This is a genomic window from Streptomyces sp. NPDC018610, from assembly GCF_044391765.1.
Taxonomy (GTDB): Bacteria; Actinomycetota; Actinomycetes; order Streptomycetales; family Streptomycetaceae; genus Streptomyces.
Window position 1 is genome coordinate 488,516 of the sequence record NZ_JBISAL010000001.1, and the last position, 21,936, is coordinate 510,451.

Annotated in this window: 20 protein-coding genes; 12 read left to right on the forward strand and 8 right to left on the reverse strand. The window is 74.1% G+C overall.

The annotated features are described in order from the left end of the window. The first annotated feature begins 66 nt into the window (after positions 1-66). The 3 genes from ACH5A8_RS02185 (at position 67) to ACH5A8_RS02195 (ending at position 3,508) form a co-directional block, all read left to right on the forward strand. Complete coding sequence (locus tag ACH5A8_RS02185; protein ID WP_398996991.1) at positions 67-1,284, forward strand: MFS transporter; 1,218 nt, start codon at positions 67-69, stop codon at positions 1,282-1,284. 383 nt (positions 1,285-1,667) lie between these two features. After that, entirely contained in the window at positions 1,668-2,687 is a 1,020-nt protein-coding gene (locus ACH5A8_RS02190) for an ATP-binding cassette domain-containing protein (RefSeq protein ID WP_398996993.1), read from the forward strand. Then, positions 2,684-3,508 (forward strand): ABC transporter permease, encoded by an 825-nt coding sequence (locus ACH5A8_RS02195; protein WP_398996995.1) that lies wholly within the window; start codon positions 2,684-2,686, stop codon positions 3,506-3,508. Before ACH5A8_RS02190 ends, ACH5A8_RS02195 begins: the two co-directional genes overlap by 4 nt. 48 nt (positions 3,509-3,556) lie before the next feature. On the opposite strand, the gene ACH5A8_RS02200 is transcribed toward ACH5A8_RS02195, so the two are convergent. Further along, positions 3,557-7,108, reverse strand: a complete 3,552-nt coding sequence (locus tag ACH5A8_RS02200; RefSeq protein ID WP_398996997.1) for an AfsR/SARP family transcriptional regulator — start codon at positions 7,106-7,108, stop codon at positions 3,557-3,559. 212 nt (positions 7,109-7,320) lie between these two features. Between ACH5A8_RS02200 and ACH5A8_RS02205 the strand changes: the two genes are divergently transcribed. Next, positions 7,321-8,121 (forward strand): site-2 protease family protein, encoded by an 801-nt coding sequence (locus ACH5A8_RS02205; protein ID WP_398996999.1) that lies wholly within the window; start codon positions 7,321-7,323, stop codon positions 8,119-8,121. Between the two features lie 34 nt (positions 8,122-8,155). Here ACH5A8_RS02205 and ACH5A8_RS02210 read toward each other — a convergent pair whose 3' ends face one another. Both ACH5A8_RS02210 and npdG read right to left on the reverse strand, forming a co-directional pair. After that, entirely contained in the window at positions 8,156-8,344 is a 189-nt protein-coding gene (locus ACH5A8_RS02210) for a hypothetical protein (RefSeq protein WP_398997001.1), read from the reverse strand. Positions 8,345-8,556: 212 nt separating this feature from the next. Continuing rightward, on the reverse strand, positions 8,557-9,261 hold the full coding sequence (gene npdG, locus ACH5A8_RS02215; protein WP_398997003.1) for an NADPH-dependent F420 reductase: 705 nt from the start codon (positions 9,259-9,261) through the stop codon (positions 8,557-8,559). A 141-nt stretch (positions 9,262-9,402) separates the two neighbouring features. Here npdG and ACH5A8_RS02220 point away from each other — a divergent pair, with 141 nt between their 5' ends. Together ACH5A8_RS02220 and ACH5A8_RS02225 are read left to right on the forward strand one after the other, a co-directional pair. Continuing rightward, entirely contained in the window at positions 9,403-10,002 is a 600-nt protein-coding gene (locus tag ACH5A8_RS02220) for a hypothetical protein (RefSeq protein WP_398997005.1), read from the forward strand. Between the two features lie 56 nt (positions 10,003-10,058). Beyond that, positions 10,059-11,390 carry an MFS transporter gene (locus tag ACH5A8_RS02225; RefSeq protein WP_398997007.1) on the forward strand — a complete coding sequence of 444 codons (1,332 nt, stop codon included), beginning with the start codon at positions 10,059-10,061 and terminating at the stop codon, positions 11,388-11,390. A gap of 73 nt (positions 11,391-11,463) precedes the next feature. Here the strand turns inward: ACH5A8_RS02225 and ACH5A8_RS02230 are convergent, their stop codons facing one another. Beyond that, entirely contained in the window at positions 11,464-11,694 is a 231-nt protein-coding gene (locus tag ACH5A8_RS02230) for a hypothetical protein (RefSeq protein ID WP_398997009.1), read from the reverse strand. Between the two features lie 58 nt (positions 11,695-11,752). Between ACH5A8_RS02230 and map the strand changes: the two genes are divergently transcribed. Beyond that, a complete protein-coding gene (gene map, locus ACH5A8_RS02235; protein ID WP_398997011.1) occupies positions 11,753-12,610 on the forward strand; it encodes a type I methionyl aminopeptidase in 858 nt (285 codons plus the stop codon). A gap of 117 nt (positions 12,611-12,727) precedes the next feature. On the opposite strand, the gene ACH5A8_RS02240 is transcribed toward map, so the two are convergent. After that, positions 12,728-13,372, reverse strand: a complete 645-nt coding sequence (locus ACH5A8_RS02240) for a PhzF family phenazine biosynthesis protein (RefSeq protein ID WP_398997013.1) — start codon at positions 13,370-13,372, stop codon at positions 12,728-12,730. Positions 13,373-13,771: 399 nt separating this feature from the next. On the opposite strand from ACH5A8_RS02240, the gene efeO reads away from it, so the two are divergent. Genes efeO through ACH5A8_RS02260 form a run of 4 tightly spaced genes read left to right on the forward strand, consistent with a single transcriptional unit; the run spans position 13,772 to position 18,038 of the window. After that, positions 13,772-14,911 (forward strand): iron uptake system protein EfeO, encoded by a 1,140-nt coding sequence (efeO, locus tag ACH5A8_RS02245; RefSeq protein WP_398997015.1) that lies wholly within the window; start codon positions 13,772-13,774, stop codon positions 14,909-14,911. 14 nt (positions 14,912-14,925) lie between these two features. After that, the gene (gene efeB / locus ACH5A8_RS02250) at positions 14,926-16,200 is read left to right on the forward strand and encodes an iron uptake transporter deferrochelatase/peroxidase subunit (protein WP_398997017.1); all 1,275 of its coding nucleotides are present in this window, start codon (positions 14,926-14,928) and stop codon (positions 16,198-16,200) included. Between the two features lie 4 nt (positions 16,201-16,204). After that, the gene (efeU, locus tag ACH5A8_RS02255) at positions 16,205-17,077 is read left to right on the forward strand and encodes an iron uptake transporter permease EfeU (RefSeq protein WP_398997019.1); all 873 of its coding nucleotides are present in this window, start codon (positions 16,205-16,207) and stop codon (positions 17,075-17,077) included. After that, positions 17,037-18,038: a hypothetical protein gene (locus tag ACH5A8_RS02260; protein WP_398997021.1), complete on the forward strand. Its 1,002-nt coding sequence runs from the start codon at positions 17,037-17,039 to the stop codon at positions 18,036-18,038. Before efeU ends, ACH5A8_RS02260 begins: the two co-directional genes overlap by 41 nt. Positions 18,039-18,108: 70 nt before the next feature. On the opposite strand, the gene ACH5A8_RS02265 is transcribed toward ACH5A8_RS02260, so the two are convergent. Further along, positions 18,109-18,846: a bifunctional DNA primase/polymerase gene (locus ACH5A8_RS02265; protein WP_398997023.1), complete on the reverse strand. Its 738-nt coding sequence runs from the start codon at positions 18,844-18,846 to the stop codon at positions 18,109-18,111. 133 nt (positions 18,847-18,979) lie between these two features. Further along, a complete protein-coding gene (locus tag ACH5A8_RS02270; RefSeq protein WP_398997025.1) occupies positions 18,980-19,594 on the reverse strand; it encodes a TetR/AcrR family transcriptional regulator in 615 nt (204 codons plus the stop codon). A 207-nt stretch (positions 19,595-19,801) separates the two neighbouring features. Here ACH5A8_RS02270 and ddaH point away from each other — a divergent pair, with 207 nt between their 5' ends. Next, positions 19,802-20,584: a dimethylargininase gene (ddaH, locus tag ACH5A8_RS02275; RefSeq protein ID WP_398998220.1), complete on the forward strand. Its 783-nt coding sequence runs from the start codon at positions 19,802-19,804 to the stop codon at positions 20,582-20,584. A gap of 144 nt (positions 20,585-20,728) precedes the next feature. On the opposite strand, the gene ACH5A8_RS02280 is transcribed toward ddaH, so the two are convergent. Further along, positions 20,729-21,754 carry a small ribosomal subunit Rsm22 family protein gene (locus tag ACH5A8_RS02280; protein WP_398997027.1) on the reverse strand — a complete coding sequence of 342 codons (1,026 nt, stop codon included), beginning with the start codon at positions 21,752-21,754 and terminating at the stop codon, positions 20,729-20,731. Positions 21,755-21,936 lie beyond the last annotated feature (182 nt).

Consider the following 21,936-nt stretch of genomic DNA (forward strand, 5'->3'; position numbering starts at 1 on the left):
ACTTTGTTCCGCAGCTGAACTTATTAGCCGTACCGCTGCGCGGAACCCACCTCGAAAGGCCCCTTCATGCCCCTGGCCCTGCTCGCCCTCGCCGTGGGCGCCTTCGGCATCGGCACGACCGAGTTCGTGATGATGGGCCTGCTGCCCGACGTCGCGGACGACCTGGGCATCTCGATCCCCACCGCCGGCCATCTGGTCTCGGCGTACGCCCTCGGTGTCGTCATCGGCGCCCCGCTGCTGGCCGCGCTCACCTCGAAACTGTCCCGCCGACGCGTCCTGATCGCCCTGATGGCCCTGTTCGTCGTGGGCAACGCCCTGTCCGCGCTCGCCCCCGGCAACGACTCGCTCCTGGCCGCACGCTTCCTGAGCGGCCTGCCGCACGGCGCGTTCTTCGGCGTCGGCGCGGTGGTCGCCACGGGCCTGGTGCCGCCGGAACGCAAGGCCCGCTCGGTGTCGCTGATGTTCCTCGGCCTCACGGTCGCCAACGTCGCCGGCGTCCCGGCCGCCACGCTCATGGGCCAGCACCTGGGCTGGCGGGCGACCTTCCTCGCGGTCGCCGCGATCGGCGTGGCGGCGATCGCCGCGCTCGCCCTGCTCATCCCGGCCGAGCGCACCGACGCCGCCCCCGCCGCCGGTCTGCGCGGCGAACTGGCCGCCCTGCGCTCGCTGCCGGTCTGGCTGGCACTGCTGACGACCGTGGCGGGCTTCGGCGCGCTGTTCGCGGCCTACAGCTACATCACCCCGATGCTCACCGGCGCCGCCGGGTACGCCGAGGGCAGCGTGACGCTGCTGCTGGCGCTGTTCGGCGTGGGCGCCACCGCCGGCAACCTGCTGGGCGGCCGGCTCGCCGACCACTCCCTGCGGGGCACGCTCTTCGGCGGCCTGGTCTCGCTGGCGGCGGTGCTCGTCCTCTTCCCGCTGCTGATGCGGGCCGAGTGGAGCGCGGCGGTGGCGGTGACCCTGCTCGGCACGGCCGCCTTCGTCACCGGCTCGCCGCTGCAGCTCATGGTCATGGAGAAGGCGGCGGCGGCTCCGTCCCTCGCCTCCTCCGCCAACCAGGCGGCCTTCAACCTGGCCAACGCGGGGGGTGCCTGGATCGGCGGCCTGTCCCTGGCCGCGGGCTTCGGAGCGACGTCTCCGGCGCTGGCGGGGGCCGCGCTGGCGGTGCTGGGGGTGGCGGTGGCGGCGGCCGCGTACGCGGTGGACCGCCGACGGGCCACCGCGCAGCCGGGCCGCGTGGTCGCGACGCATGTGCCCGAGGCGGTGGAGGAGGCACTCCGCTGAGCGCCGAAGGCTCCTGAGCCAGGCCGGTGGGGGTCGCCGTCGGGGACGGGACGCCGGCGGCGCTGACCGGGTGCCGCCGCGCCCGCCCTCCCCCAAGCTCCTGAAGAGCAGGGGGAGGGACCCCCGTCGTCCTGCGGCACGACTGCCCGCGGCTGGGAAGGGGGCGCGTGCGGCACGACGGCCCGCGGCCAGGAGCGGAGGTGTGCGTGGCCCGACGGCCCGCAGCCGGGGCGGGGGAAGGCGCGCGGCGTGACTGCCCGTTGCCGGGGGCGGGGGATCGGCGATCAGTCCCCGGAGCCGCTGTAGGCGCGGTGTCGGTGGCTGGGCGGGGTTGTCGGCGGGGTGTCGGTGGTTTGTCGGCGGAGGGTGGGAGCGTCGTGGCCATGACGCGAACCGACAACAACCCCGCCGGCGGACGGGCCGCCGTGACCGTACGGGGTCTGGTCAAGCACTACGGCGAGACCAAGGCACTGGACGGCGTGGACCTCGACGTGCGCGAGGGCACCGTGATGGGCGTCCTCGGACCCAACGGCGCCGGCAAGACCACCCTCGTGCGCATCCTGTCCACCCTCATCACCCCCGACGCCGGCCACGCCACCGTCGCCGGCTACGACGTGGTACGGCAGCCCCGCCAGCTGCGCCGGGTGATCGGCCTCACCGGCCAGTACGCCTCCGTCGACGAGAAGCTCCCCGGCTGGGAGAACCTCTACATGATCGGACGGCTCCTCGATCTGTCCCGCAAGGAGTCCCGCTCCCGCGCCGACGAACTGCTGGAGCGGTTCTCGCTCACGGAGGCCGCCCGCCGCCCGGCGAGCACGTACTCCGGCGGCATGCGGCGCCGGCTCGACCTGGCCGCCTCCATGATCGGCCGGCCCGCCGTCCTCTACCTGGACGAGCCCACCACCGGCCTCGACCCGCGCACCCGCAACGAGGTGTGGGACGAGGTCAAGGCGATGGTCGGCGACGGAGTCACCGTCCTGCTGACGACCCAGTACATGGAGGAGGCCGAACAGCTCGCCTCCGAGCTGACCGTGGTCGACCGGGGCAAGGTCATCGCCGGCGGCGGCATCGAGGAGCTCAAGGCGAAGGTCGGCGGCCGCACCCTGCGCGTGCGCCCGGCCGATCCGCACGAGCTGCGCCCGCTCGCCGCGATGCTCGACGACCTGGGCATCACCGGCCTCGCCACGACCACCGTGGACACCGTGAGCGGCTCCCTGGTGGTGCCGATCCTCAACGACGAGCAGCTGACCGCGGTGGTCGGCGCGGTCACCGCGCGCGGCATCACGATCGCCTCCATCACCACCGAACTGCCCAGCCTGGACGAGGTCTTCCTGTCCCTCACCGGCCACCGCGCCAGTGCCCCGCAGGACGCCCAGCCCGCCCCCGAGGAGGTCGCCGTATGAGCGCCGTCACCGCCACCGCCACCACCGGCACGCAGGCGGACGCCCGGATCACGCTGCGCGGCCACCTGCGGCACACCGGCGCCCTGGTCCGCCGCAACCTGCTGTGGATCCGCCAGGACCCCGAGTCGATGTTCGACGCGCTGCTGATGCCGATCGTCTTCACCCTGCTGTTCGTGTACGTTTTCGGCGGCTCGATCGGGCAGGCGCTGGGCGGCGGCCAGGAACGCTACGTGCAGTACGTCATCCCCGGCATGCTGGCGATGATGAGCATGACGCTGTCGCAGGGCGTGGGCACCGGCTTCAGCCAGGACTTCAACAGCGGTGTCATGGACCGCTTCCGCTCGCTGCCGATCGGCCGCGGCTCGGTGCTGTTCGCGAAGATCGCGGTCGAGCTGGCGCGGATGCTGTTCGCGACGGTGGTGCTGATGATCGTCGCCGTCCTGGTCGGCTTCCACATCACCCACTGGGCGGGCCTGTTCGCGACCGTGGGCCTGTCCGCCCTGTTCGCGTCGTCGATCATGTGGATCTTCCTGACGCTCGGCGTGGTGCTGAAGAACGCCCAGTCCGTGCAGGCGATGGGCTTCCTGGTGCTGTTCCCGCTCCAGTTCGGCTCGTCGATCTTCGCGCCGCCGAGCTCGATGCCGGGCTGGCTGCGGCACTTCACCGACTACAACCCGCTCTCCACGCTCGCCGACTCGGCCCGCGGGCTGATGACGGGCGGCCCGGTCGCCCACGACCTGTGGCTGACGGTGGGCTGGTCGGTGGCGATCACGGTGGTCATGGCCCCGGTCGCGATCCACAAGTTCCGCACCAAGAGCTGACGCCGCGGGGCCGGCGGCCGGCCCCGCGACCACGGCCGGTACGCGTCGTCACACCAGGGCGGTGGCCTCCTCCGCGGAGAGGCCACCGCCCTCGGCGTACGCCTCCTGGAACTCCGCCTCGTCGAGGACGGCGCGGATCCGTATCCGGACCTGTTCGCGGGCATGGCGCTCCAGGGAGGTGCGTACATGGCGGGCCGGCAGCAGCGCGTCGGCGGCGCCGAGGCAGCGGGCGGCGTCCCGGGCGCGGCCGCCGCCGTCCACGCCGGCGACGGCCATCGCGCCGATGGTGAGGTAGGAGGCGCGCAGGTGGGGCGCGATGGCCTGGGAGACCGGGTCCTCGGCCCGCTCCAGCGCCCGGCGGATCTTGTCCAGGGCCTCCTCGTCGTCACCGTCCACGGCCGCCAGCCAGGCTTCCGCGCCGAGGATGAAGGCGTCGAAGACCACGAAGTGCGACAAGGTGAACTCCTCGCGCAGCATCCGCAGTTGCCCTCGCGCCTCGGGCACCCGGCCGGTCATGCCGAGCCAGCCCACCAGGCAGAGCCGGGCGAAGGGCCGCGCCTCGTTGGCGGCGCCGGCGTCGTCGCCGATGACCGCGCGCAGGATCTCCTCGCCGCGATCGCGCTCGCCGCCCTCCATCAGCGCGCCGCCGAGGCGGGCGCGCAACATCGTGACCTGGGCGTGCGCGCCGAGGCGTTCGGCCTGTTCGACCGCCGCCGCGTAGTCGACGGCGGCCTGCGTGTACCGGCCGCCGCGCTCGTGGGCCTCGCCGCGCGCGGAGAGCGCCTCGGCGGTTCCCCAGCCGTCGCCGAGGCGGCGGAAGATCTCCAGCGACTCCTCGGCGTCACGGGCCGCGTCGCCCGCCCAGTCGGCGCGGTTGGCCAGCAGGTTGGCGCGCAGCTGGAGCGCGTTGGCGAGCTCCCACTCGAAACCGGGGGCGTTGCGGCAGGTGTGCACGGAGGCGTCGACGATGGCGCGGATCCGTTCCGTGTCGCCGGTCATGATCACGGCGAAGAACCAGAGCATGCCGGGGGTGCGGCAGGTCTGCGGCAGGCCGGGCTCGTAGACCTCGGAGATGACGTGGAGTTTGCGCCGGGCGGCCGGCTGCTGCCAGACGTCCATCTCGGTCTCCATGCAGGCGAGGTGGACCAGGTGCACTCCGCGCCGGGCCTCGGCGAGGAGTTCGCCGGTCATCGGCGGCGGGGCGTCCGTGCACCGCTCCCACACCGGGGCGGCGCGGCGCACCGGTTCGGTGAACGGGTCGGGGCCGAGCGCCATGACCTCGCGGCACCAGTTGCGGGCCTCGACGCGCACCTCGCGCATCTGCCAGTAGTAGGCGAGCGAGAGGATCAGGCACAGGCCCTCCTGCTCGTCGCGCGCCGCGACGGCGTGCCGCAGGGCGGTGCGCAGGTTCTCGTACTCCAGCTCGAACCGGGCGATGGCGGCACGCTGGCCGGGGCCGCGCAGCAACGGGTCGGTGACGCGGGCGAGTTCGCGGTAGTACGTCAGGTGGGCGCGTTCGGCCCGGGTGCGGCCGCCGTTCTCGTCGAGGCGTTCGCCGGCGTACTCGGCGACGGTCTCCAGGAGGCGGTAGCGCATGCCGCCGTCGCCGTCGGGGGCGGCGACGACCAGGGACTTGTCGACGAGGGAGCCGAGGGCGTCGAAGGCGGCGGGCCCGCACACGGCCTCGGCGGCGGCGAGGTCGCAGCCGCCGGCGAAGACGGACAGCCGGCTCAGCACGTCCCGTTCGGTCGCGTCCAGCAGGTCCCAGGACCAGTCGACGACGGCGCGCAGGGTCTGCTGGCGGGGCAGGACGGTGCGGCTGCCGGAGGTGAGGAGGCGGAAGCGGTCGTCGAGCCGGCCGGCGATCTGGCGCGGGGTGAGCATCCGCAGCCGGGCGGCGGCGAGTTCGATGGCGAGCGGCAGGCCGTCCAGACGGCGGCAGATCTCGGCCGACGCCGCCGCCGTGTCCTCGTCCGCGTCGATGCGGAAGCCGGGCCGTACGGCCGCTCCGCGGTCGGCGAACAGGCGCAGCGCCACCGGTTCGGGCAGCGGTTCCACGGGGCGCAGCAGTTCCCCCGGCACGCCGAGGGGTTCGCGGCTGGTGGCGAGGACGGTGAGCTGCGGGCAGCGGGCGAGCAGTTCCTCGACGAGGCGGGCGGCGGCGTCGACGACGTGCTCGCAGTTGTCGAGCAGGAGCAGCATGCGGCGCCGGGCGCAGTGCTCGACGAGCCGTTCGACGGGGTCGTCGTGGCGGTCGGCGACCGCGGCCCGGATCTCCTCGGCGCCGGCGCCGTACAGGACGGTCTCGCGGGCGCCGACAGCGGTCAGGACGGCCGCGGGCACGGCCTCCGGGTCGTCGACGGGGGCGAGCTCGGCCAGCCAGACGCCGTCCCGCAGCGCCGGGCGCACGGCCTCGGCGGACTCCTGCGACAGCCGTGTCTTGCCGGCCCCGCCGGGCCCGAGGAGGGTGACCAGCCGGGCGGCCCCGAGGTCCGCGCGGATGGTCTCGATGTCGGCCTCGCGGCCCACGAACGAGGTGAGACGGGCGCGGAGGTTGCTGGGGGGCTGCGGGAGCCCCGGAGAACCCGCCCCACCGGGCCGGAGGCCGGCGGGACCGAGGGGACCGGCAGATGCGGCGGGATCGGGCGGGACGACGGAGGACCCGGCCCCACCGCTCCCGGACGCGGAAGAACCGGCCGCACCGGCCCCGGCCCCTGAAGGACCGGCCGCACCGGTCCGGGAGGCCGGGCCCTGGACGGAGCCGGGGCCCGGGGCAGGGGACGGGGACGGGAGCGGGGTGTGCCGCCCAGGAGGAGCGTGGGGGCCGTCGGCGGGGCCGCCCGGGACGGCGCGGCCACCGGCGTCCTCCTCCCCCGCGCCCAGCAACCGCGCGTGCAGGGCGCGCAGTTCGGGTCCGGGGTCGGAGCCGAGCCGGTCCGCCAGCAGGTGCCGTACGTCGTCGTAGGCGGCCAGGGCCTGGGCCGTGCGGCCCGCGTCGCGCAGGGCGCGCAGACGCAGCGCCTGGAGGGGCTCGTCGAGGGGGTGGGTGTCGCACAGGGCGGTCAGCTCGGGCAGGGTCTGCTCGGCCCGGCCGAGGGCGAGCGCGGCGGTGAGGCGGGCGCGGCGCGCGTCGAGGTGGCGGGTCTCCCAGCGGGCCGCCTCGGCGGTGCGGTCGGGCAGGTCGGACAGGGCCGGGTCGCGCCACAGGGCGAGGGCGTCGTCGAGGACGGCGAACGCCTTCCCGGGGTCGCCGTCGGCCAGGGCGTCCAGCCCCTCCCCGGTCAGCCGCTCGAAGCGGTGCAGGTCGATGTCGTCGGCCGTGACGGTGAGCCGGTAGCCGCCCTCGGCGGAGGCGACCGCGTCCGCCCCGAGCGCCCGGCGCAGCCGTCCGACCAGCGCCTGGAGCGCTCCGGTGGCGTCGGCGGGCGGGTCGGCGCCCCAGACCTCGTCGACCAGGACGCGCACCGGGACCGTACGGCCGGGGCGCAGGGCGAGCACGGTCAGCAGGGCGCGCAGGCGTGCCCCGCCGACCGGGAACGCGGTGCCGTCGGAGCGGATTGCCTGGGTGGTGCCGAGGATGCGGTAGCGCACGGGGTCCATTGTCTCCGGTGATCTCACGGACGGTCACGGGTTTCGGGCGGCGCGGCGACCGGCGGGCCCGAGGGGGCGGGGACGCCGTCCCGGGGGAGCCCGCGCGGTGTGCGCAGGCCATACTCCCCTGGAGCCCCCCGCGGCGCGCGAGACGTTTTTCCACCGCGCCCGGTACGGTCGGGCTCTCCCGAACAGACGTCCCTCACACAGGAGCCCCCTCCATGACCACCGCCACCACCCGCCCGAGCGACCGGAGGATCAGTCCGGTCTTCGTGGGGATCCTGGCCGTCACCGCCGTCACGGGCTGGGCCACCTGGACCGGGTTCGCCGAGCAGCCGGGTGTGGCGGTGTTCCTGTTCGTGACGGCGGCCTGGGTCGTCTCGCTGTGCCTGCACGAGTACGCGCACGCCCGCACGGCGCTGCACGGCGGGGACATCACGGTCGGCGCGAAGGGCTATCTCACGCTGAACCCGCTGAAGTACACCCACGCCCTGCTGAGCATCGTCCTGCCCGTGGTGTTCGTGATCATGGGCGGGATCGGCCTGCCCGGCGGCGCGGTGTTCATCGAGCGGGACCGGATCAGGGGCCGCTGGCGGCACAGTCTGATCTCGGCGGCCGGCCCGCTGACGAACGTGCTGTTCGCGGCGGTGTGCACGGCGCCGTTCTGGCTGGGCGCGCTGGACGGGGTGCCCGCCGACTTCCGGTTCGCGCTGGCGTTCCTCGCGCTGCTCCAGGTCACGGCGGCGATCCTGAACTTCCTGCCGGTGCCGGGCCTGGACGGCTACGGGGTGATCGAGCCGTGGCTGTCGTACGGCGTCAAGCGGCAGGTGGAGCCGTTCGCGCCGTTCGGTCTGCTGTTCGTCTTCGCGCTGCTGTGGGTGCCGTCGGTGAACAGCGCGTTCTTCGACGTGATCGACGCGATCCTGCGGGCGCTGGGGATCACGGACCTGGACACGTACTGCGGTCAGAGCCTCTACCGCTTCTGGACGGGCACGGACGACTTCTGCTCGGTCGTCCGCTGAGTCCGCTCGGTCGTCCGGTGACCGGCCGGGCCGGTCATCCGGTGACCGGCCCGTCCTGCCGCGCCGCCCTGCCGCGGCGGACGTAGTACCAGGTCATGTTGGACGACAGGCCCGCCAGGAGCACCCACACGATGCCCAGCCAGCTGCCCTGTGCGAAGGAGACGACGGCCGCGGCCACGGTGAGGACGCAGACGATCAGGGCGTAGAGGGCGAGGCGGGGCATGGCGGTCGGCTCCTGTCGGGGGCACGGGGACACTGCTCGGTACTGCTTCGCCGACCAGTGTCCCCCATGCGGGGCGCCGCCCCCCATGCGGGCCACGGCCACGCGCCCCGGACGGCTCACACGTCCCCGTCCGGGCGGGCTCGCACTCCCCCGCCCGGGACGGCTCACACGTGCCCGTCCGGGCACCTCGCCCTCCCACACCCCCGGACGGCTCACACGTCGGTGACGCGCAGCCCGGCGTGCGCCTTGTAGCGGCGGTTGACGGAGATCAGGTTGGCGACCAGGGACTCCACCTGGTGGGCGTTGCGCAGCCGGCCGGCGAAGACGCCGCGCATGCCGGTGATGCGGCCGGCCAGCGCCTGGACGGTCTCCACGTCGGCGCGCTCCTCGCCGAGGACCATCACGTCGGTGTCGATGCGCTCGATCTCCGGGTCCTGGAGGAGCACGGCCGACAGGTGGTGGAAGGCGGCGGTGACCCGCGAGTCCGGCAGCAGCGCGGCGGCCTGCTCGGCGGCGCTGCCCTCCTCGGGCTTGAGGGCGTAGGCGCCCTTCTTGTCGAAGCCGAGCGGGTTGACGCAGTCCACGACGAGCTTGCCGGCCAGTTCCGCGCGCAGCGACTCGAGGGTCTCGCCGTGGCCCTCCCAGGGCACGGCGACGATCACGATGTCGCTGCGGCGGGCGGTCTCGGCGTTGTCGGCGCCCTCGACGCCGTGCCCGATCTCGTCCGCCGCCGCCCGGGCGCGCTCGGCGGCCCGGGAGCCGATGATCACCTTCTGCCCGGCCCGGGCGAGGCGGTAGGCGAGGCCCTTGCCCTGCGGCCCGGTCCCGCCGAGCACGCCGACGACCAGTCCGGAGACGTCGGGCAGGTCCCAGGGGTCCTTGGCGGGGGCCTTCTGTGCGCTGTCGGTAGAGGTCATGCGCCGACTCTACGTCCGCGGGCCGTGACCCACCCGCCGTGGTGAGCGGCGTCACGGCGGGTGGCGCGCGGGTCCCCAGGGCGGGCGAATCCGGGCCGAACTGCGCATCCGGCGGGCCTGTTTGGGGCACCATGCGCTCGTATGGACGCCGTACGTGTCGCGTTGCTGCGCGAAGTGCTCGCCGGGACCGAGTGGCTGGACGCCACCCGGCGGTTCGCGGGGGCGCTGCGGGGGTCGGTGGTGTCGCACGGCGGCGGGCTGCTGCTGGTGGGCACCCCGGAGTACGAGCCGTGGCACCTCGCGGCGCATCTGGTGGACGAGGCCGCCTGGTCGGGCACGCCGGAGCTGGCCCCGACGCTGGTGCGGCACGGGGCGCGTCCCTCGGACCCGGCGCACCTGGCGGTCGGGCTCGGCCGGCTGGAGGCGGCCCGGCGGGGCGAGACCCTGCTCGTGGTGGCGCCCGGGGAGCCGGCGCCGCTGCTGGAGCGGGTGTGCGGCGCGCGGCGGGCCGGGGCGACGGTGCTGGCGCTGGGCTCGGACGCGGGCGCTCTGGCGGCGCTGGCGCACGAGACGCTCGCGGTGCCGGACGGCGCGGAACTGGATCTGGACACGGTGCAGCACCTGGTGAGCGCGGCGGCCGGGGAGAACCCGCTGCCGGGGCCCCGGCGGCGCGGGCGGCTGCGGGAGCGCCTGTCCCGGCTGGCGGAGTCGCTGACGGCGCCACCGCCCTCGGGGTGGTAGCGCAAGGCGGAAATGGAGTTGCCCGCGGCGCTGTCCCCCGCAGACCATGACTCGTCGTGACCGATGACGCCCCCCTGCCCGCCGCCGACGTCGCCGACGCCCCGCCCTCGGGGCTGCGGGCCCTGCTCCCCGATCTCGCCCCGTGGCGGGCGTCCCGTGACTTCCGCAGGTTGTGGATATCGGGTCTGGTCTCGAACTTCGGCAGCTTCCTCACCTTCGTCGCGCTGCCGGTGCAGATCAAGGACCTGACCGGCTCGGCCGCCGCGGTGGGCGCCATCGGCGCGGTGGAGCTGGTGCCCCTGATCGTGTTCGGGCTGTACGGCGGGGCGCTGGCCGACGCGACGGACAAGCGGCGGCTGATCGTGTGGACCGAGGCCGGGCTCGCGGTGCTCAGCGCGGGGCTGCTGCTGAACGCGGTGCTGCCGCACCCCGCGGTGTGGCCGCTGTACGCGGTCGCGGCCCTGTCCTCGGCGCTGACCGCCGTGCAGCGGCCCGCGCTGGACGCGCTGTGGCCGCGGATCGTGGCCCACGACCACCTGCCGGCGGCGACCGCGCTGAACTCGCTGCGCTGGACGGTGGGCGGGGTGGCGGGACCGGCGGTGGCGGGTGTGATCGTGGCGTACGCGGGTCTCGGCCCGGCCTACGCGGCGGACCTGGGCACCTTCGTCGTGTCCCTGGTGCTGGTGGTCCGGATCGCCGCCCAGCCCGCCGCGCGCGAGGCCGCGAAGCCGTCCCTGCGGGCGATCGCGGAGGGCGCCCGGTACGCGTGGGGCCGCAAGGAGCTGCTGGGCACCTACGCGGTGGACCTGGCGGCGATGTTCCTGGCGATGCCGCTGGCCGTGCTGCCGTTCCTCGCGGACGAACTGCACGCCCGCTGGGCGCTGGGACTGATGTACGCGGCGCTGCCGTTCGGGTCGCTGCTGGTGAGCGTCACCAGCGGCTGGACCTCCCGGGTGCACCGGCACGGGCGGACGGTGGTGCTGGCCGCGCTGCTGTGGGGACTGGCGGTGGCGGCGGCCGGGGTGGTGGGGAACGTGTGGCTGGTGCTGCTGTTCCTGGCCGTGGCGGGCGGCTGCGACATGGTCAGCGGGATCTTCCGGGGCGCGATGTGGAACCAGACCATCCCGGACGCCCTGCGCGGCCGCCTGGCCGGCATCGAACTGCTGTCGTACTCGGTGGGTCCGCAGCTGGGCCAGGTCCGCTCGGGCGGCGTGGCCGCGTGGTGGGGCGTACGGGCGTCGGTGTGGTCGGGCGGCCTGCTGTGCGCGGGGGCCGTGGGACTGCTGGCCCTGTGCCTGCCGGGCCTGAAGGCCTACGACGCCCGCACGAACCCCCACGCGGTGCGCCTGCGCGAGCAGCGCGCGGTCCCGGTGCGGGAGGCGGCGTGACCCGGCCTGATCCGGACGGAAGACCCCAGCGGGCCCCCCGGGCCTGAGCCGGGCCCGCCCCGCCCCGGCGCGGTCAGTCCTCCTCGGAACCGCTCGCGGGGGCGTCGTGCCAGCGGGCGTCGTTCTCCCACTCGAGGTTGCGCTCGCGGGCGGTCTCCATCGCGTGCCGGGCCTCCTCGCGGGAGGCGTAGGGGCCGAACCGGTCCTTGGCGGGACACTCGGGTCCCTCCTCGACCTTCTTGTGCTCCAGGCAGTAGAACCACTCGCCCGGCTTTCCGACGGTCCGCTTCTTGAACAGGGGCATGACCAGCTCCTCTCGCCACCGACATGTTCCCCCATCGCCCGTGGATAGACTCGCGGGCATGTCTGGCCAGTCGCTGCTCGTCCCCGGGGAACTGTCCCCCACCCGTTCCGTGCCCGGAAACATCCGCCGCCCCGAGTACGTCGGCAAGCCCGCGCCGAAGCCGTACACCGGGCCGGAGGTGCAGACTCCGGAGACCGTCGAGGCGATGCGCCTCGCCGGGCGGATCGCCGCGCAGGCGATGGAGGAGGCGGCCAGGCACATCGCGCCGGGCGTCACCACGGACGAGCTGGACCGGGTGGCGCACGCGTACATGTGCGACCACGGCGCCTACCCCTCGACGCTCGGCTACCGCGGCTTCCCGAAGTCGCTGTGCACGTCGGTCAACGAGGTGATCTGCCACGGCATCCCGGACTCGACGGTCCTCAGGGACGGCGACATCGTCAACCTGGACGTGACGGCGTACATCGGCGGGGTGCACGGCGACAACAACGCGACCTACCTGGTCGGCGACGTGGACGAGGAGAGCCGGCTGCTCGTCGAGCGCACCCGCGAGTCGCTGAACCGCGCCATCAAGGCGGTCAGGCCCGGCCGGCAGATCAACATCATCGGCCGCGTCATCGAGTCGTACGCCAAGCGCTTCGGCTACGGCGTCGTCCGCGACTTCACCGGCCACGGCATCAGCACGTCCTTCCACTCCGGCCTGATCGTCCCGCACTACGACAGCCCCCACGCCACCACGGTGATGCGGCCCGGGATGACCTTCACGATCGAGCCGATGCTCACCCTGGGCACCATCGAGTACGACGTCTGGGACGACAACTGGACGGTCGTCACCAAGGACCGCAAGCGCACCGCCCAGTTCGAGCACACGCTGGTGGTCACGGAGACGGGCGCGGAGATCCTCACGCTGCCGTGACGCCTGGCCCTCACCCATGTCGCCCCGGGGCCCGCGCTCCCTCAGGGGGCGGTGTCCAGGGCGCTGGGCGAGGAGTCGCCGCTCACCGCCCGAGCGGGCGGGCCGTGCTTCGGGGCGTCAGCGTTCCAGCACGACCCGGCCGCCGATCTCCACCCAGCCCTCCGGCTGCGGGGCCGTCAGGATCTGGGAGCCGGCGCCCTGGACGATGTTGAGGGCCCGGCCCAGCCGTTCGGTCAGCAGCAGCGCGGCCGCGCCGGTCGCCTCGTCCTCCTCGATGCCGTCGTCGCGGCCGGGGAAGGCCCGGGCGCGCACCCGTCCGGCCGCCTCGTCCTCCCACGCCCACGCGTAGATCCACTCACCGGGCGGCGGGACGGGAAGGTCGTCGACCTCGGCGGCGGTGCCGTACTGGCGCAGGGTGCGCGGCGGGGCCCACTCCGGGCGGGCCTCGATCCAGGTGAACTCGCCGTCCGAGCGGGTGCCGACCGTTCCGGCGGGGGTGACCAGTTCCGGGACGTCCAGCAGCCAGGCGGCGCCCACGCAGGGGTGACCGGCGAAGGGCAGGCGCAGGGTGGGGGTGTAGATGTCGAGGACGCCGCGCTCCGGGTCGTCCACGAACACCGTCTCGCTGAAGCCGAGTTTGGCGGCGAACGTCTGCCGCTCGTCCCGGTCCGGGATCAGCGAGCCGTCGCGGACGACACCGAGTTCGTTGCCGTAGCCGCCGTTCGCCGCGCAGAACACGCGCAGCACGTCGTAGTCGGTCATCAGGGCATTGAAGCATCGAAGCGCCGCTCAGGACGGCGCCGTCCATAGCGGCCGGCACCGCCCTCCACCGCTCCTCGCACCGCGCGCCGCGCCGCGGCCACGACGCCCGCGCCCGCCGCCACGGCGCGTGCGCGGCCGCGCCGGGCGCCGTCACCGGCGCGCCCGAGCCGGTGGCCCCGCCGGGCTGCCGCTCGAAACGGACTCCCTTGACGTCCCCATGGGGTGCTCTTTGCGATCCCTTGGAAGATCCGCGACCGGGTCGTGCCCAGACGCCGCCCATGAGAGCTGAATCACGGCACGGACGGGTATCAGGCAGGTCCGATTCCGTTAAGTTAGGCAAGCCTCACCAATCATTGTGTGAGACATCACGTCGTCTTTCAGCCACCTGGGAGCCCCTGCATGCGAGCCGTCCGACTCTCCGTCGTCACCGCCGTCGCCACCGCGGCCGCTCTGACCTCCGTGACGGCCTGCACCTCCAAGAGCGACGCCGAGGACGGCGACGCGATCCAGGTGACCGCGGCCGACAGCACGTGCGACACCTCCGCCAAGACCGTCCCGGCCGGCCAGGTCACGCTGAAGATAGAGAACAAGGGATCCAAGGCGACCGAGGTCGAGATCGTCTTCCCGGACGACCGGATCGTCTCCGAGAAGGAGAACATCGGCCCCGGCACCAAGTACACGCTGACCGCGGAGATCAAGGCCGGCTCCTACGAGATCGCCTGCCGCCCGGGCATGAAGGGCCACGGCGTGCGGCAGAAGCTCACGGTCACCGGCGCGAACACCGCCGCCGAGCGCGACCCGCAGCTGGACGAGGCGGTCGCCGAGTACCGCCGGTACGCGCAGGACCAGGCCGACGAGACCGTGCCGCTCGCCCAGAAGTTCGCCGACGCCATCAAGGCCGGCGACCTCGAGGCCGCCCAGAAGGCCTACGCCCCCTCGCGCGTCGGCTGGGAACGCACCGAGCCGGTCGCCGAGTCCTTCGGCGACATCGACCCGAAGACCGACACCCGCGCCGACGGCCTGGAGCAGGGCCAGAAGTGGACCGGCTGGCACCGCCTGGAGAAGGCGCTGTGGCAGGACGAGAAGATCGGCGCGGAGGAGAAGACCCTCGCCGGCCGGCTCGTCGACGACCTCAAGAACTGGCAGCAGCGGGTCGGCAAGGCGGAGATCACCCCCAGCTCCATGGCCAACGGCGCCAAGGAACTGCTGGACGAGGTCGCCACCGGCAAGGTCACCGGCGAGGAGGACCGCTACTCGCACACCGACCTGGTCGACTTCCAGGCCAACGTCGAGGGCGCGCAGAAGGCGTACGAGCTCCTCGAGCCCGTCGCGCGGAAGAACGACGCCGCCCTGGCCAAGGAGCTGGACAAGCAGTTCGCGGCCCTGAACACCACCCTGGCCAAGTACCGCACGGGCAAGGCGTCCGCCGACTTCGTCTCCTACGACAAGGTCACCAAGGCGCAGCGCAAGGAGCTGTCGGACGCGGTGAACGCGCTGGCGGAGCCGCTGTCCAAGCTCGCCGCCACCGTCGCTAAGTGAACGGGGAGCCGACGATGACCGACACCGGAACCCCGGACGGCGCCCCCGCGAAGGCCGCCCCCTCCCGCCGGGCCCTGATCGGCTGGGGCGGGGCCGGGCTGGCGCTCGGCGCCGTCGCGGCCGGCGGCGCGGTCGCCCTGGCCCAGGGCGACGACGGCGCGGACCACACCGACACGGCCGGCGCTGTGGAGTTCCACGGGGCGCACCAGGCGGGCATCGCCACCGCCGTGCAGGACCGGCTGCACTTCGCCGCGTTCGACGTGAAGACCGACGACCGCGCCGAGTTCGTGCAGCTGATGAAGGACTGGACGGCCGCGGCGCGGCGGATGACCGCGGGCAAGGCGGTCGGCGAGGGCGCGTACGGCGGCCTGGCCGAGGCGCCGCCCGACGACACCGGCGAGGCCCTCGGCCTGCCGCCCTCGCGGCTGACCCTCACCGTCGGCTTCGGGCCGTCGCTGTTCGACAAGTTCGGGCTGACGGACCGGCGGCCCGAGGCGCTGGTCGACCTGCCCCGGTTCCCCGGCGAGAACCTCGACCGGTCCCGCACCGGCGGCGACCTGTGCGTCCAGGCCTGCGCGGACGACCCGCAGGTGGCCGTGCACGCGATCCGCAACCTGGCCAGGATCGGCTTCGGCAAGGTCGCCATCCGCTGGTCGCAGCTCGGTTTCGGCAAGACCTCCTCGACCACCCCTGGCGCCCAGACCCCCCGCAACCTCTTCGGCTTCAAGGACGGCACCCGCAACATCGCGGGCACCGAGAAGGGCCGGCTGGACGAGTTCGTGTGGGTCGGCGACAGGGACGGCGGGGCGAAGGACGCCTGGATGCGCGGGGGTTCGTACCTCGTCGCCCGGCGCATCCGGATGCAGATCGAGGTCTGGGACCGGACCTCGCTGTCGGAGCAGGAGGACGTCTTCGGCCGGGACAAGGGCGAGGGCGCGCCGGTGGGCAAGGCCAAGGAGCACGACGCGCCGTTCCTGAAGGCGATGAAGCCCGACGCGCACGTCCGTCTCGCGCACCCCGACTCCAACGGCGGGATCACCATCCTGCGCCGCGGCTACTCCTTCACGGACGGCACGGACGGACTGGGCCGGCTGGACGCGGGCCTGTTCTTCCTCGCCTACCAGCGCGACCCGCGCAAGGGGTTCATCCCGCTCCAGCGCCGGCTTTCGGCGCACGACGCGCTCAACGAGTACATCCAGCACGTGGGTTCGGCGGTCTTCGCGATCCCGCCCGGCGTCCGCGACGCGGACGACTGGTGGGGGCGCACACTGCTGTCCGAGGAGGCGTAGACCTGTGTTCTCCAACTATCTGATCGGTCTGCGCGAGGGGCTGGAGGCCAGCCTCGTCGTGTGCATCCTGATCGCCTACCTGGTCAAGACCGGCCGCAGGGACGCCCTGAGGCCGATCTGGACGGGCATCGCCATCGCGGTCCTGCTGGCGATGGGCTTCGGCTGCGTGCTGGAGTTCGGCTCGCAGGAGATGACGTTCCAGGCGCAGGAGGGGCTGGGCGGTTCGCTGTCCATCGTCGCGGTGTGCCTGGTGACCTGGATGGTCTTCTGGATGCGGCGCACCGCCCGGCATCTGAAGGCGGAGCTGCACGGCAAGCTGGACCAGGCGCTGGCGATGGGCACCGGCGCGCTGGTGGCGACCGCGTTCCTGGCGGTGGGCCGGGAGGGCCTGGAGACCGCGCTGTTCGTGTGGGCGTCGGTGCACGCCGCCTCCGACGGCACCCCGCGCCCGCTGGTCGGCGTCGCCCTGGGCCTGGCCACCGCGGTCCTGCTGGGCTGGCTGTTCTACCGGGGGGCCGTGCGGATCAACCTCGCCAAGTTCTTCACCTGGACCGGCGCCATGCTGGTCGTGGTCGCCGCGGGCGTGCTGGCGTACGGCGTGCACGACCTCCAGGAGGCCGACCTGGTGCCGGGCCTGACGCACCTGGCGTTCGACATCAGCGGCACCATCGAGCCGGACAGCTGGTACGGCACGCTGCTGAAGGGCGTGTTCAACTTCCAGCCCGACCCGACCGTCCTCCAGGTCACGGTGTGGCTGCTGTACCTGGTCCCGGCGCTCACGCTCTTCTTCGCCCCGGTAGGGTTCGCCTCCGGGAAGGGGAAGGTGACGGTAGCTGATGAGCAGGGTCCGCGGCCCTCGGAGGCTTCGCAGGCTTGAGCGGAAGGTGCTGGCGGCGGCCGCGGTGGGCGTGCTGTCGCTGACGGCGAGCGGTTGCGTGGTGGTGCACGGGGAGCGGGAGGTGCTTCCGGCCACCACCCGCGCCGAGGCCGCCGAGGCGCTCCAGCGGTTCACCGACGCGTACAACAGGGCCGACAAGGCGTACGACAGTTCGCTGGACGCGGCGTACGTCACCGGGGCGCTCGGCGCCATCGACGCGGCACGGCTGAAGGCCGGCCACGCCAACAGCCCGGGCGGGAACTCCGCGCACACGCCGCTGAAGCTGACCGACGCCAGGTTCACGATCCCCGAGAAGGCGGGCTGGCCACGCTGGTTCGTCGCCGACGCCGAGGCCAACAAGGGCGGCGACGCGCGCTGGCTGCTGGTGTTCACCCGTGAGGGCCTGAGCGCGAAGTGGCGGGCCGCCTATCTGACGCTGGTGGCTCCCTCCGCCATGCCGAAGTTCCGTACGGACGCGGACGGCTGGGCCGAGGCGGTGCCCGCCGACTCCGCCGGGCTGACCGCGCCGCCGGCGGAGCTGAGCCAGGACTACGCCACGTACCTGAAGGACGGCGGCGGCTCCTTCGCCCCGGGGACCTACACCAGCGGCTGGCGCGAGCTGCGCGCCAAGGACTCCGTGCGGCCCGGTCTGGCCACGCAGTACATCGACGAGCCGCTGACGGACGGGGCGTACGCGCCGCTGGCGCTGCGCACCACGGACGGCGGGGCCCTGGTGTTCTTCACCACGCACCACTACCAGAAGCAGACGGCCGCGGCGGGGGCGTCGGTGCCCGCGCCGAACCAGAGTGTGCGGGCGCTGACCAAGGGCGAGATCAAGCAGTCGCTGACGATGGAGTTCGTCGCGGGCGAGGTCGCCCTCGATCCCGCGCGGGGCGCGGACGGGGGGAAGGTCACGCTGCTGGGGCGCGTGCAGGGGCTGACCGGGGCGCAGGGCGGCTGAGGGCCGCGACCGGTACGGTGCGCCTCGCCTCGGGCGCGGCCGGGCGGGCGTGCGGCGGGTGTCGTGCGGGTCAGTGGCGCATGGGCCAGGCCGAGCCGACGTGGCCGGGCTCCTCGCCGACGTGGCGGGCGCAGGCGTCGGTCAGGACCTCCAGCAGGCTGAGCGGGTCGGGCAGCGGATGCTCCGGGCCGCGCAGCCAGCGCACCGCGCGGCCGTCGTCGCCGGGCAGCCGGGCCGGCGGCACGAGGACGTAGGAGCCTCGGCAGTGCCAGCGCAGTCCCGGGTGCTCGTCCATGGTCTCCGGGTGGCAGTCCAGCTCGCACGGCCACCACTCGTCCTCGTCCTCGGGGGTGCCGCGGGTGGAGGTGAAGAACAGCATCCGCCCGTCGTCGCTCTCGGCGACCGGGCCGACGTCGATCCCGGCGGCGAGGAGCCGCTCCATCGCCTCCCGGCCGGCTTCGAGGGGCACGTCGAGGACGTCGTGGACCATGCCGGTGGCGGTGATGAAGTTGGCCTGCGGCTGGTGCCGGGCCCAGCGCTCGATCTGCGACCGGTCGGTCGTGGACTGGGTCTGCCAGGCGAAGGACACCGGGTGCCGGGCGGGCGTGGGACAGCCGACGCGGTCGCAGGAACAGCCGTAGCCGGTCCCCGGGTACGCGGCGGGCGCCAGCGGCAGCCCCGCGGCGGCGGCGGCGAGCAGCAGGGTCTGACGGCCGCCGTCGCCGGCCGTCTCCTTCGGGCGGCGTCCGCGCAGCCACTGGGAGAGTTTGCCCTGCCGGCCGGTGCGGCCGCCGAACTCCGCGCTCATCTATCCCCTCGCCTCGCTGGTGTGGACAGCATGCTCCATGGTCCCACCATCCTGCGCCTTCGGTGGACGGCGCCCGCGGCCGGGGTGGGGGCGGCGGGAAGCAGGAGGGGAGGCAAAGGGCGCACGGCGGGGCTCAGCGGGGGGCGATCCCGTGCAGCGCGTAGTCGACGAGTGTGTCCGTGTAGTCGTAGGTGATCGGTCCGGTGTACTGGAGCCAGCGCTGGGCGAGCGGGGAGACGAAGAGTTCCAGGGCGATGCGCGGGTCCACGTCGGGCCGTACGGCCCCCTCGTCCTGGGCGGCGCGCAGCCGCTCGACGTAGAGCTGGAGCTGCGGTTCGAGCAGGTGGGCGACGAACCGGCGGCCGACCTCCTCGTTCACCAGGCCCTCGGCGGCCAGCGCGCGGGAGGGCGCCTCGAAGCGCGGGTCGAACAGCTGGTCCACGGTGAGGCGCAGGACGGCCTTGAGGTCGGCGGCGAGGTCGCCGGTGTCGGGGATCTCGTAGGGCTGCTGCCCGGCCTCCCGGGCGGCCTCCTCGCCGAGGTCGAGGAACGCCTCCAGGAGCACGTCCGCCTTCGACGGCCACCAGCGGTAGATCGTCTGCTTGCCGACTCCGGCGCGGGCGGCGATGCCCTCGATGGTGGTCTTCGGGTAACCGGCCTCGGCGACGAGGTCGAGGGCGGCGGCGTAGATCGCTCGGCGGGACCTCTCGCTGCGGCGGGTGGCGTCGGGGGCGGGCTTGTCGACCATGGGCCGACGGTAGCAGGCGGGTGAGACGGGGCGTCTCGCCGTGGGGCGGGGGGTGCGCCGTCGAACGCCACTCACGCGGGCGAAGGGGGCCGTCCGGCCCGCGCGCTCCGGGCGCGGGCGGCGCACCATGGGCACCAAGCAGCCCTGCGGCCATCCGAGGAGCCCGCCTTGGCCCGTCCCCGCCGCGCCACACCCCGGCGCTATCTGATGTGCCCGCCCGCCCACTTCGCCGTGCGGTACTCCATCAACCCGTGGATGGACCCGGCCAAGCCGGTCGACGTGCCGCTGGCCCTGGCCCAGTGGGAGCAGCTGCGCGAGGTGTACCGCTCCCTCGGCCACACCGTCGAGGAGCTGGCCCCGGTCCCGGGGCTGCCGGACATGGTGTTCACCGCGAACGGCGCGGCGGTGGCCGACGGACGGGTGTTCGGCGCGCGGTTCGCCCACGTGGAGCGGGAGCCGGAGGCCGAGGCGCACCTGGAGTGGTTCGCGGAGCACGGCTTCGGGCATCTGCACGTGCCCGTCCACATCAACGAGGGCGAGGGCGACCTCGCCGTCACCGCCCCGTGCCTGCTGGCCGGCCGGGGTTTCCGGACCAATCCGCTGGCGCACGGCGAGGCGCAGGAGTTCTTCGGCCGCCCGGTGGTCGGTCTGGAGCTGACCGACCCCCGCTTCTACCACCTGGACCTGGCGCTGGCCGTGCTGGACGACGAGGCGGGCGAGGTGGCGTACTACCCGCCCGCCTTCTCCCCCGGCAGCCGGGAGGTGCTGCGGCGGCTGTTCCCCGACGCGCTGGTGGCGACCGAGGAGGACGCGCTCGCCTTCGGCCTGAACGCCGTCTCCGACGGTCTGCACGTGGTGCTCCCGCAGGCCGCGGCCGGACTGTACGGACCGCTGCGCGAGCGCGGCTTCGAACCGGTCGGCGTGGACGTGAGCGAGCTGCACCGGGCCGGGGGCAGCGTGAAGTGCTGCTCGCTGGAGCTGCGGGGGTGAGCTGTTCGGGGGGCGTGTCGGGGCCGGGCGGCCGGCGGACCGGTGGGCCCCGGGGCTGGGCCGGGTGCCGGGGCCTGGCCGGCGGGCCCGGGGCCGTGGGCGTCGGGCGAGCCCCGGGGCCGGTGCGTCGGGGTGGGGCCGGGACTACGGGGCTTCCGGGGGCCAGGAATCGCCCCAGGCCGCGTCGCGGGCCGCCTTGTACAGGTCGCCGTGGCGCTTGGTGACGGTGCTGCGGCGCAGCCGCTCCGGCTCACCGGGGCGCCCGGAGTCCTCCGGCCGCTCGGCGGGCTCGCACAGGTCCAGCAGCACCTGCCCCTTGCGGATCTGCGGGCGCCGTACGACGCGGGAGGCCGCGGGGGCGACGGGGAACCGGGCGGCGGCGACGTAGGCGAACTTCTCGTCCTCGTAGGCCAGTGAGCCGCCCTTGACCTGCCGGTGCAGGGAGGAACGGCTGACCCGGGCCGAGAAGTGGCACCAGTCGGTGCCGGGCACGATGGGGCAGGCGGCGCTGTGCGGGCAGGGCGCGGCGATGCGGAAACCGGCCTGGACCAGGCGGTCGCGGGCCTCGATGACCCGGGCGTAGCCGTCGGGTGTGCCCGGCTCGACGACCACGACGGCCTGCGCGGCGGCCGCGGCCGCGTCGACCACGGCGGTGCGGTCGGCGGTGGTCAGCTCGCCGAGGACGTAGGAGACGGTGACGAGGTCGGTGGCGTCGAGGGTGAGCGCCGTGCCGATCCGGGCGCGCTGCCAGCGGGTGTCGCGCAGGTCGGGGTGGGCGGCGGCGATCCTGCGCCCGAGGGCGAGGGCGGGTTCGGCCCAGTCGAGCACGGTGACCGGGCGGGAGGCCGGCCAGGTGGCGGTGACGGCCCAGGTGGCGGCGCCCGTTCCGCCGCCGACGTCGGTGTGGCTGCCGGGGGCCCATTCGGGGACGGCGTCCGCGAGGGCGGTGAGGGCGGAGTGGACCGCCTCGAAAGTGGCGGGCATGCGGTAGGCCGCGTAGGCGGCCGCGTCGGCCTCGTTGCGGAGGATGGGGGCGTCGGTGGGGGTGGTGCCGCGGTAGTTCTCGATGAGTCGCTCCACGGCTGCGGCGGCCTGCTTCGGGGGGAGGCCGTCCAGCAGGGCGTCCAGTGCGGTGCGGAGGGTCTCCGACGGGGGGGCGAGCTCGTTCACCGGGTGATTGTCTCAGCTCGGGGGGTGGTGCGGGGACAGCTCTGTGGGTGGTGGGGGCAGCTCTGGGGGGTGGTGCGGGGACAACTCTGGGGGTGGTGGCGGACAGCTCTGGGGGGTGGTGGGGTATTGGTCTCGCCCCCGCCGCCCCTTCCCCCCGGGGCTGCGCCCCGGACCCCCTGGGG

Bases quoted from the DNA above. Each gene is read 5' to 3' on its own strand.
- ACH5A8_RS02185 (WP_398996991.1), top strand. From the start codon at position 67: ATGCCCCTGGCCCTGCTCGCCCTCGCCGTGGGCGCCTTCGGCATCGGC.
- ACH5A8_RS02190 (WP_398996993.1), top strand. From the start codon at position 1,668: ATGACGCGAACCGACAACAACCCCGCCGGCGGACGGGCCGCCGTGACC.
- ACH5A8_RS02195 (WP_398996995.1), top strand. From the start codon at position 2,684: ATGAGCGCCGTCACCGCCACCGCCACCACCGGCACGCAGGCGGACGCC.
- ACH5A8_RS02200 (WP_398996997.1), bottom strand. From the start codon at position 7,108: ATGGACCCCGTGCGCTACCGCATCCTCGGCACCACCCAGGCAATCCGC.
- ACH5A8_RS02205 (WP_398996999.1), top strand. From the start codon at position 7,321: ATGACCACCGCCACCACCCGCCCGAGCGACCGGAGGATCAGTCCGGTC.
- ACH5A8_RS02210 (WP_398997001.1), bottom strand. From the start codon at position 8,344: ATGCCCCGCCTCGCCCTCTACGCCCTGATCGTCTGCGTCCTCACCGTG.
- npdG (WP_398997003.1), bottom strand. From the start codon at position 9,261: ATGACCTCTACCGACAGCGCACAGAAGGCCCCCGCCAAGGACCCCTGG.
- ACH5A8_RS02220 (WP_398997005.1), top strand. From the start codon at position 9,403: ATGGACGCCGTACGTGTCGCGTTGCTGCGCGAAGTGCTCGCCGGGACC.
- ACH5A8_RS02230 (WP_398997009.1), bottom strand. From the start codon at position 11,694: ATGCCCCTGTTCAAGAAGCGGACCGTCGGAAAGCCGGGCGAGTGGTTC.
- map (WP_398997011.1), top strand. From the start codon at position 11,753: ATGTCTGGCCAGTCGCTGCTCGTCCCCGGGGAACTGTCCCCCACCCGT.
- ACH5A8_RS02240 (WP_398997013.1), bottom strand. From the start codon at position 13,372: ATGACCGACTACGACGTGCTGCGCGTGTTCTGCGCGGCGAACGGCGGC.
- efeO (WP_398997015.1), top strand. From the start codon at position 13,772: ATGCGAGCCGTCCGACTCTCCGTCGTCACCGCCGTCGCCACCGCGGCC.
- efeB (WP_398997017.1), top strand. From the start codon at position 14,926: ATGACCGACACCGGAACCCCGGACGGCGCCCCCGCGAAGGCCGCCCCC.
- ACH5A8_RS02260 (WP_398997021.1), top strand. From the start codon at position 17,037: ATGAGCAGGGTCCGCGGCCCTCGGAGGCTTCGCAGGCTTGAGCGGAAG.
- ACH5A8_RS02265 (WP_398997023.1), bottom strand. From the start codon at position 18,846: ATGAGCGCGGAGTTCGGCGGCCGCACCGGCCGGCAGGGCAAACTCTCC.
- ACH5A8_RS02270 (WP_398997025.1), bottom strand. From the start codon at position 19,594: ATGGTCGACAAGCCCGCCCCCGACGCCACCCGCCGCAGCGAGAGGTCC.
- ddaH (WP_398998220.1), top strand. From the start codon at position 19,802: ATGTGCCCGCCCGCCCACTTCGCCGTGCGGTACTCCATCAACCCGTGG.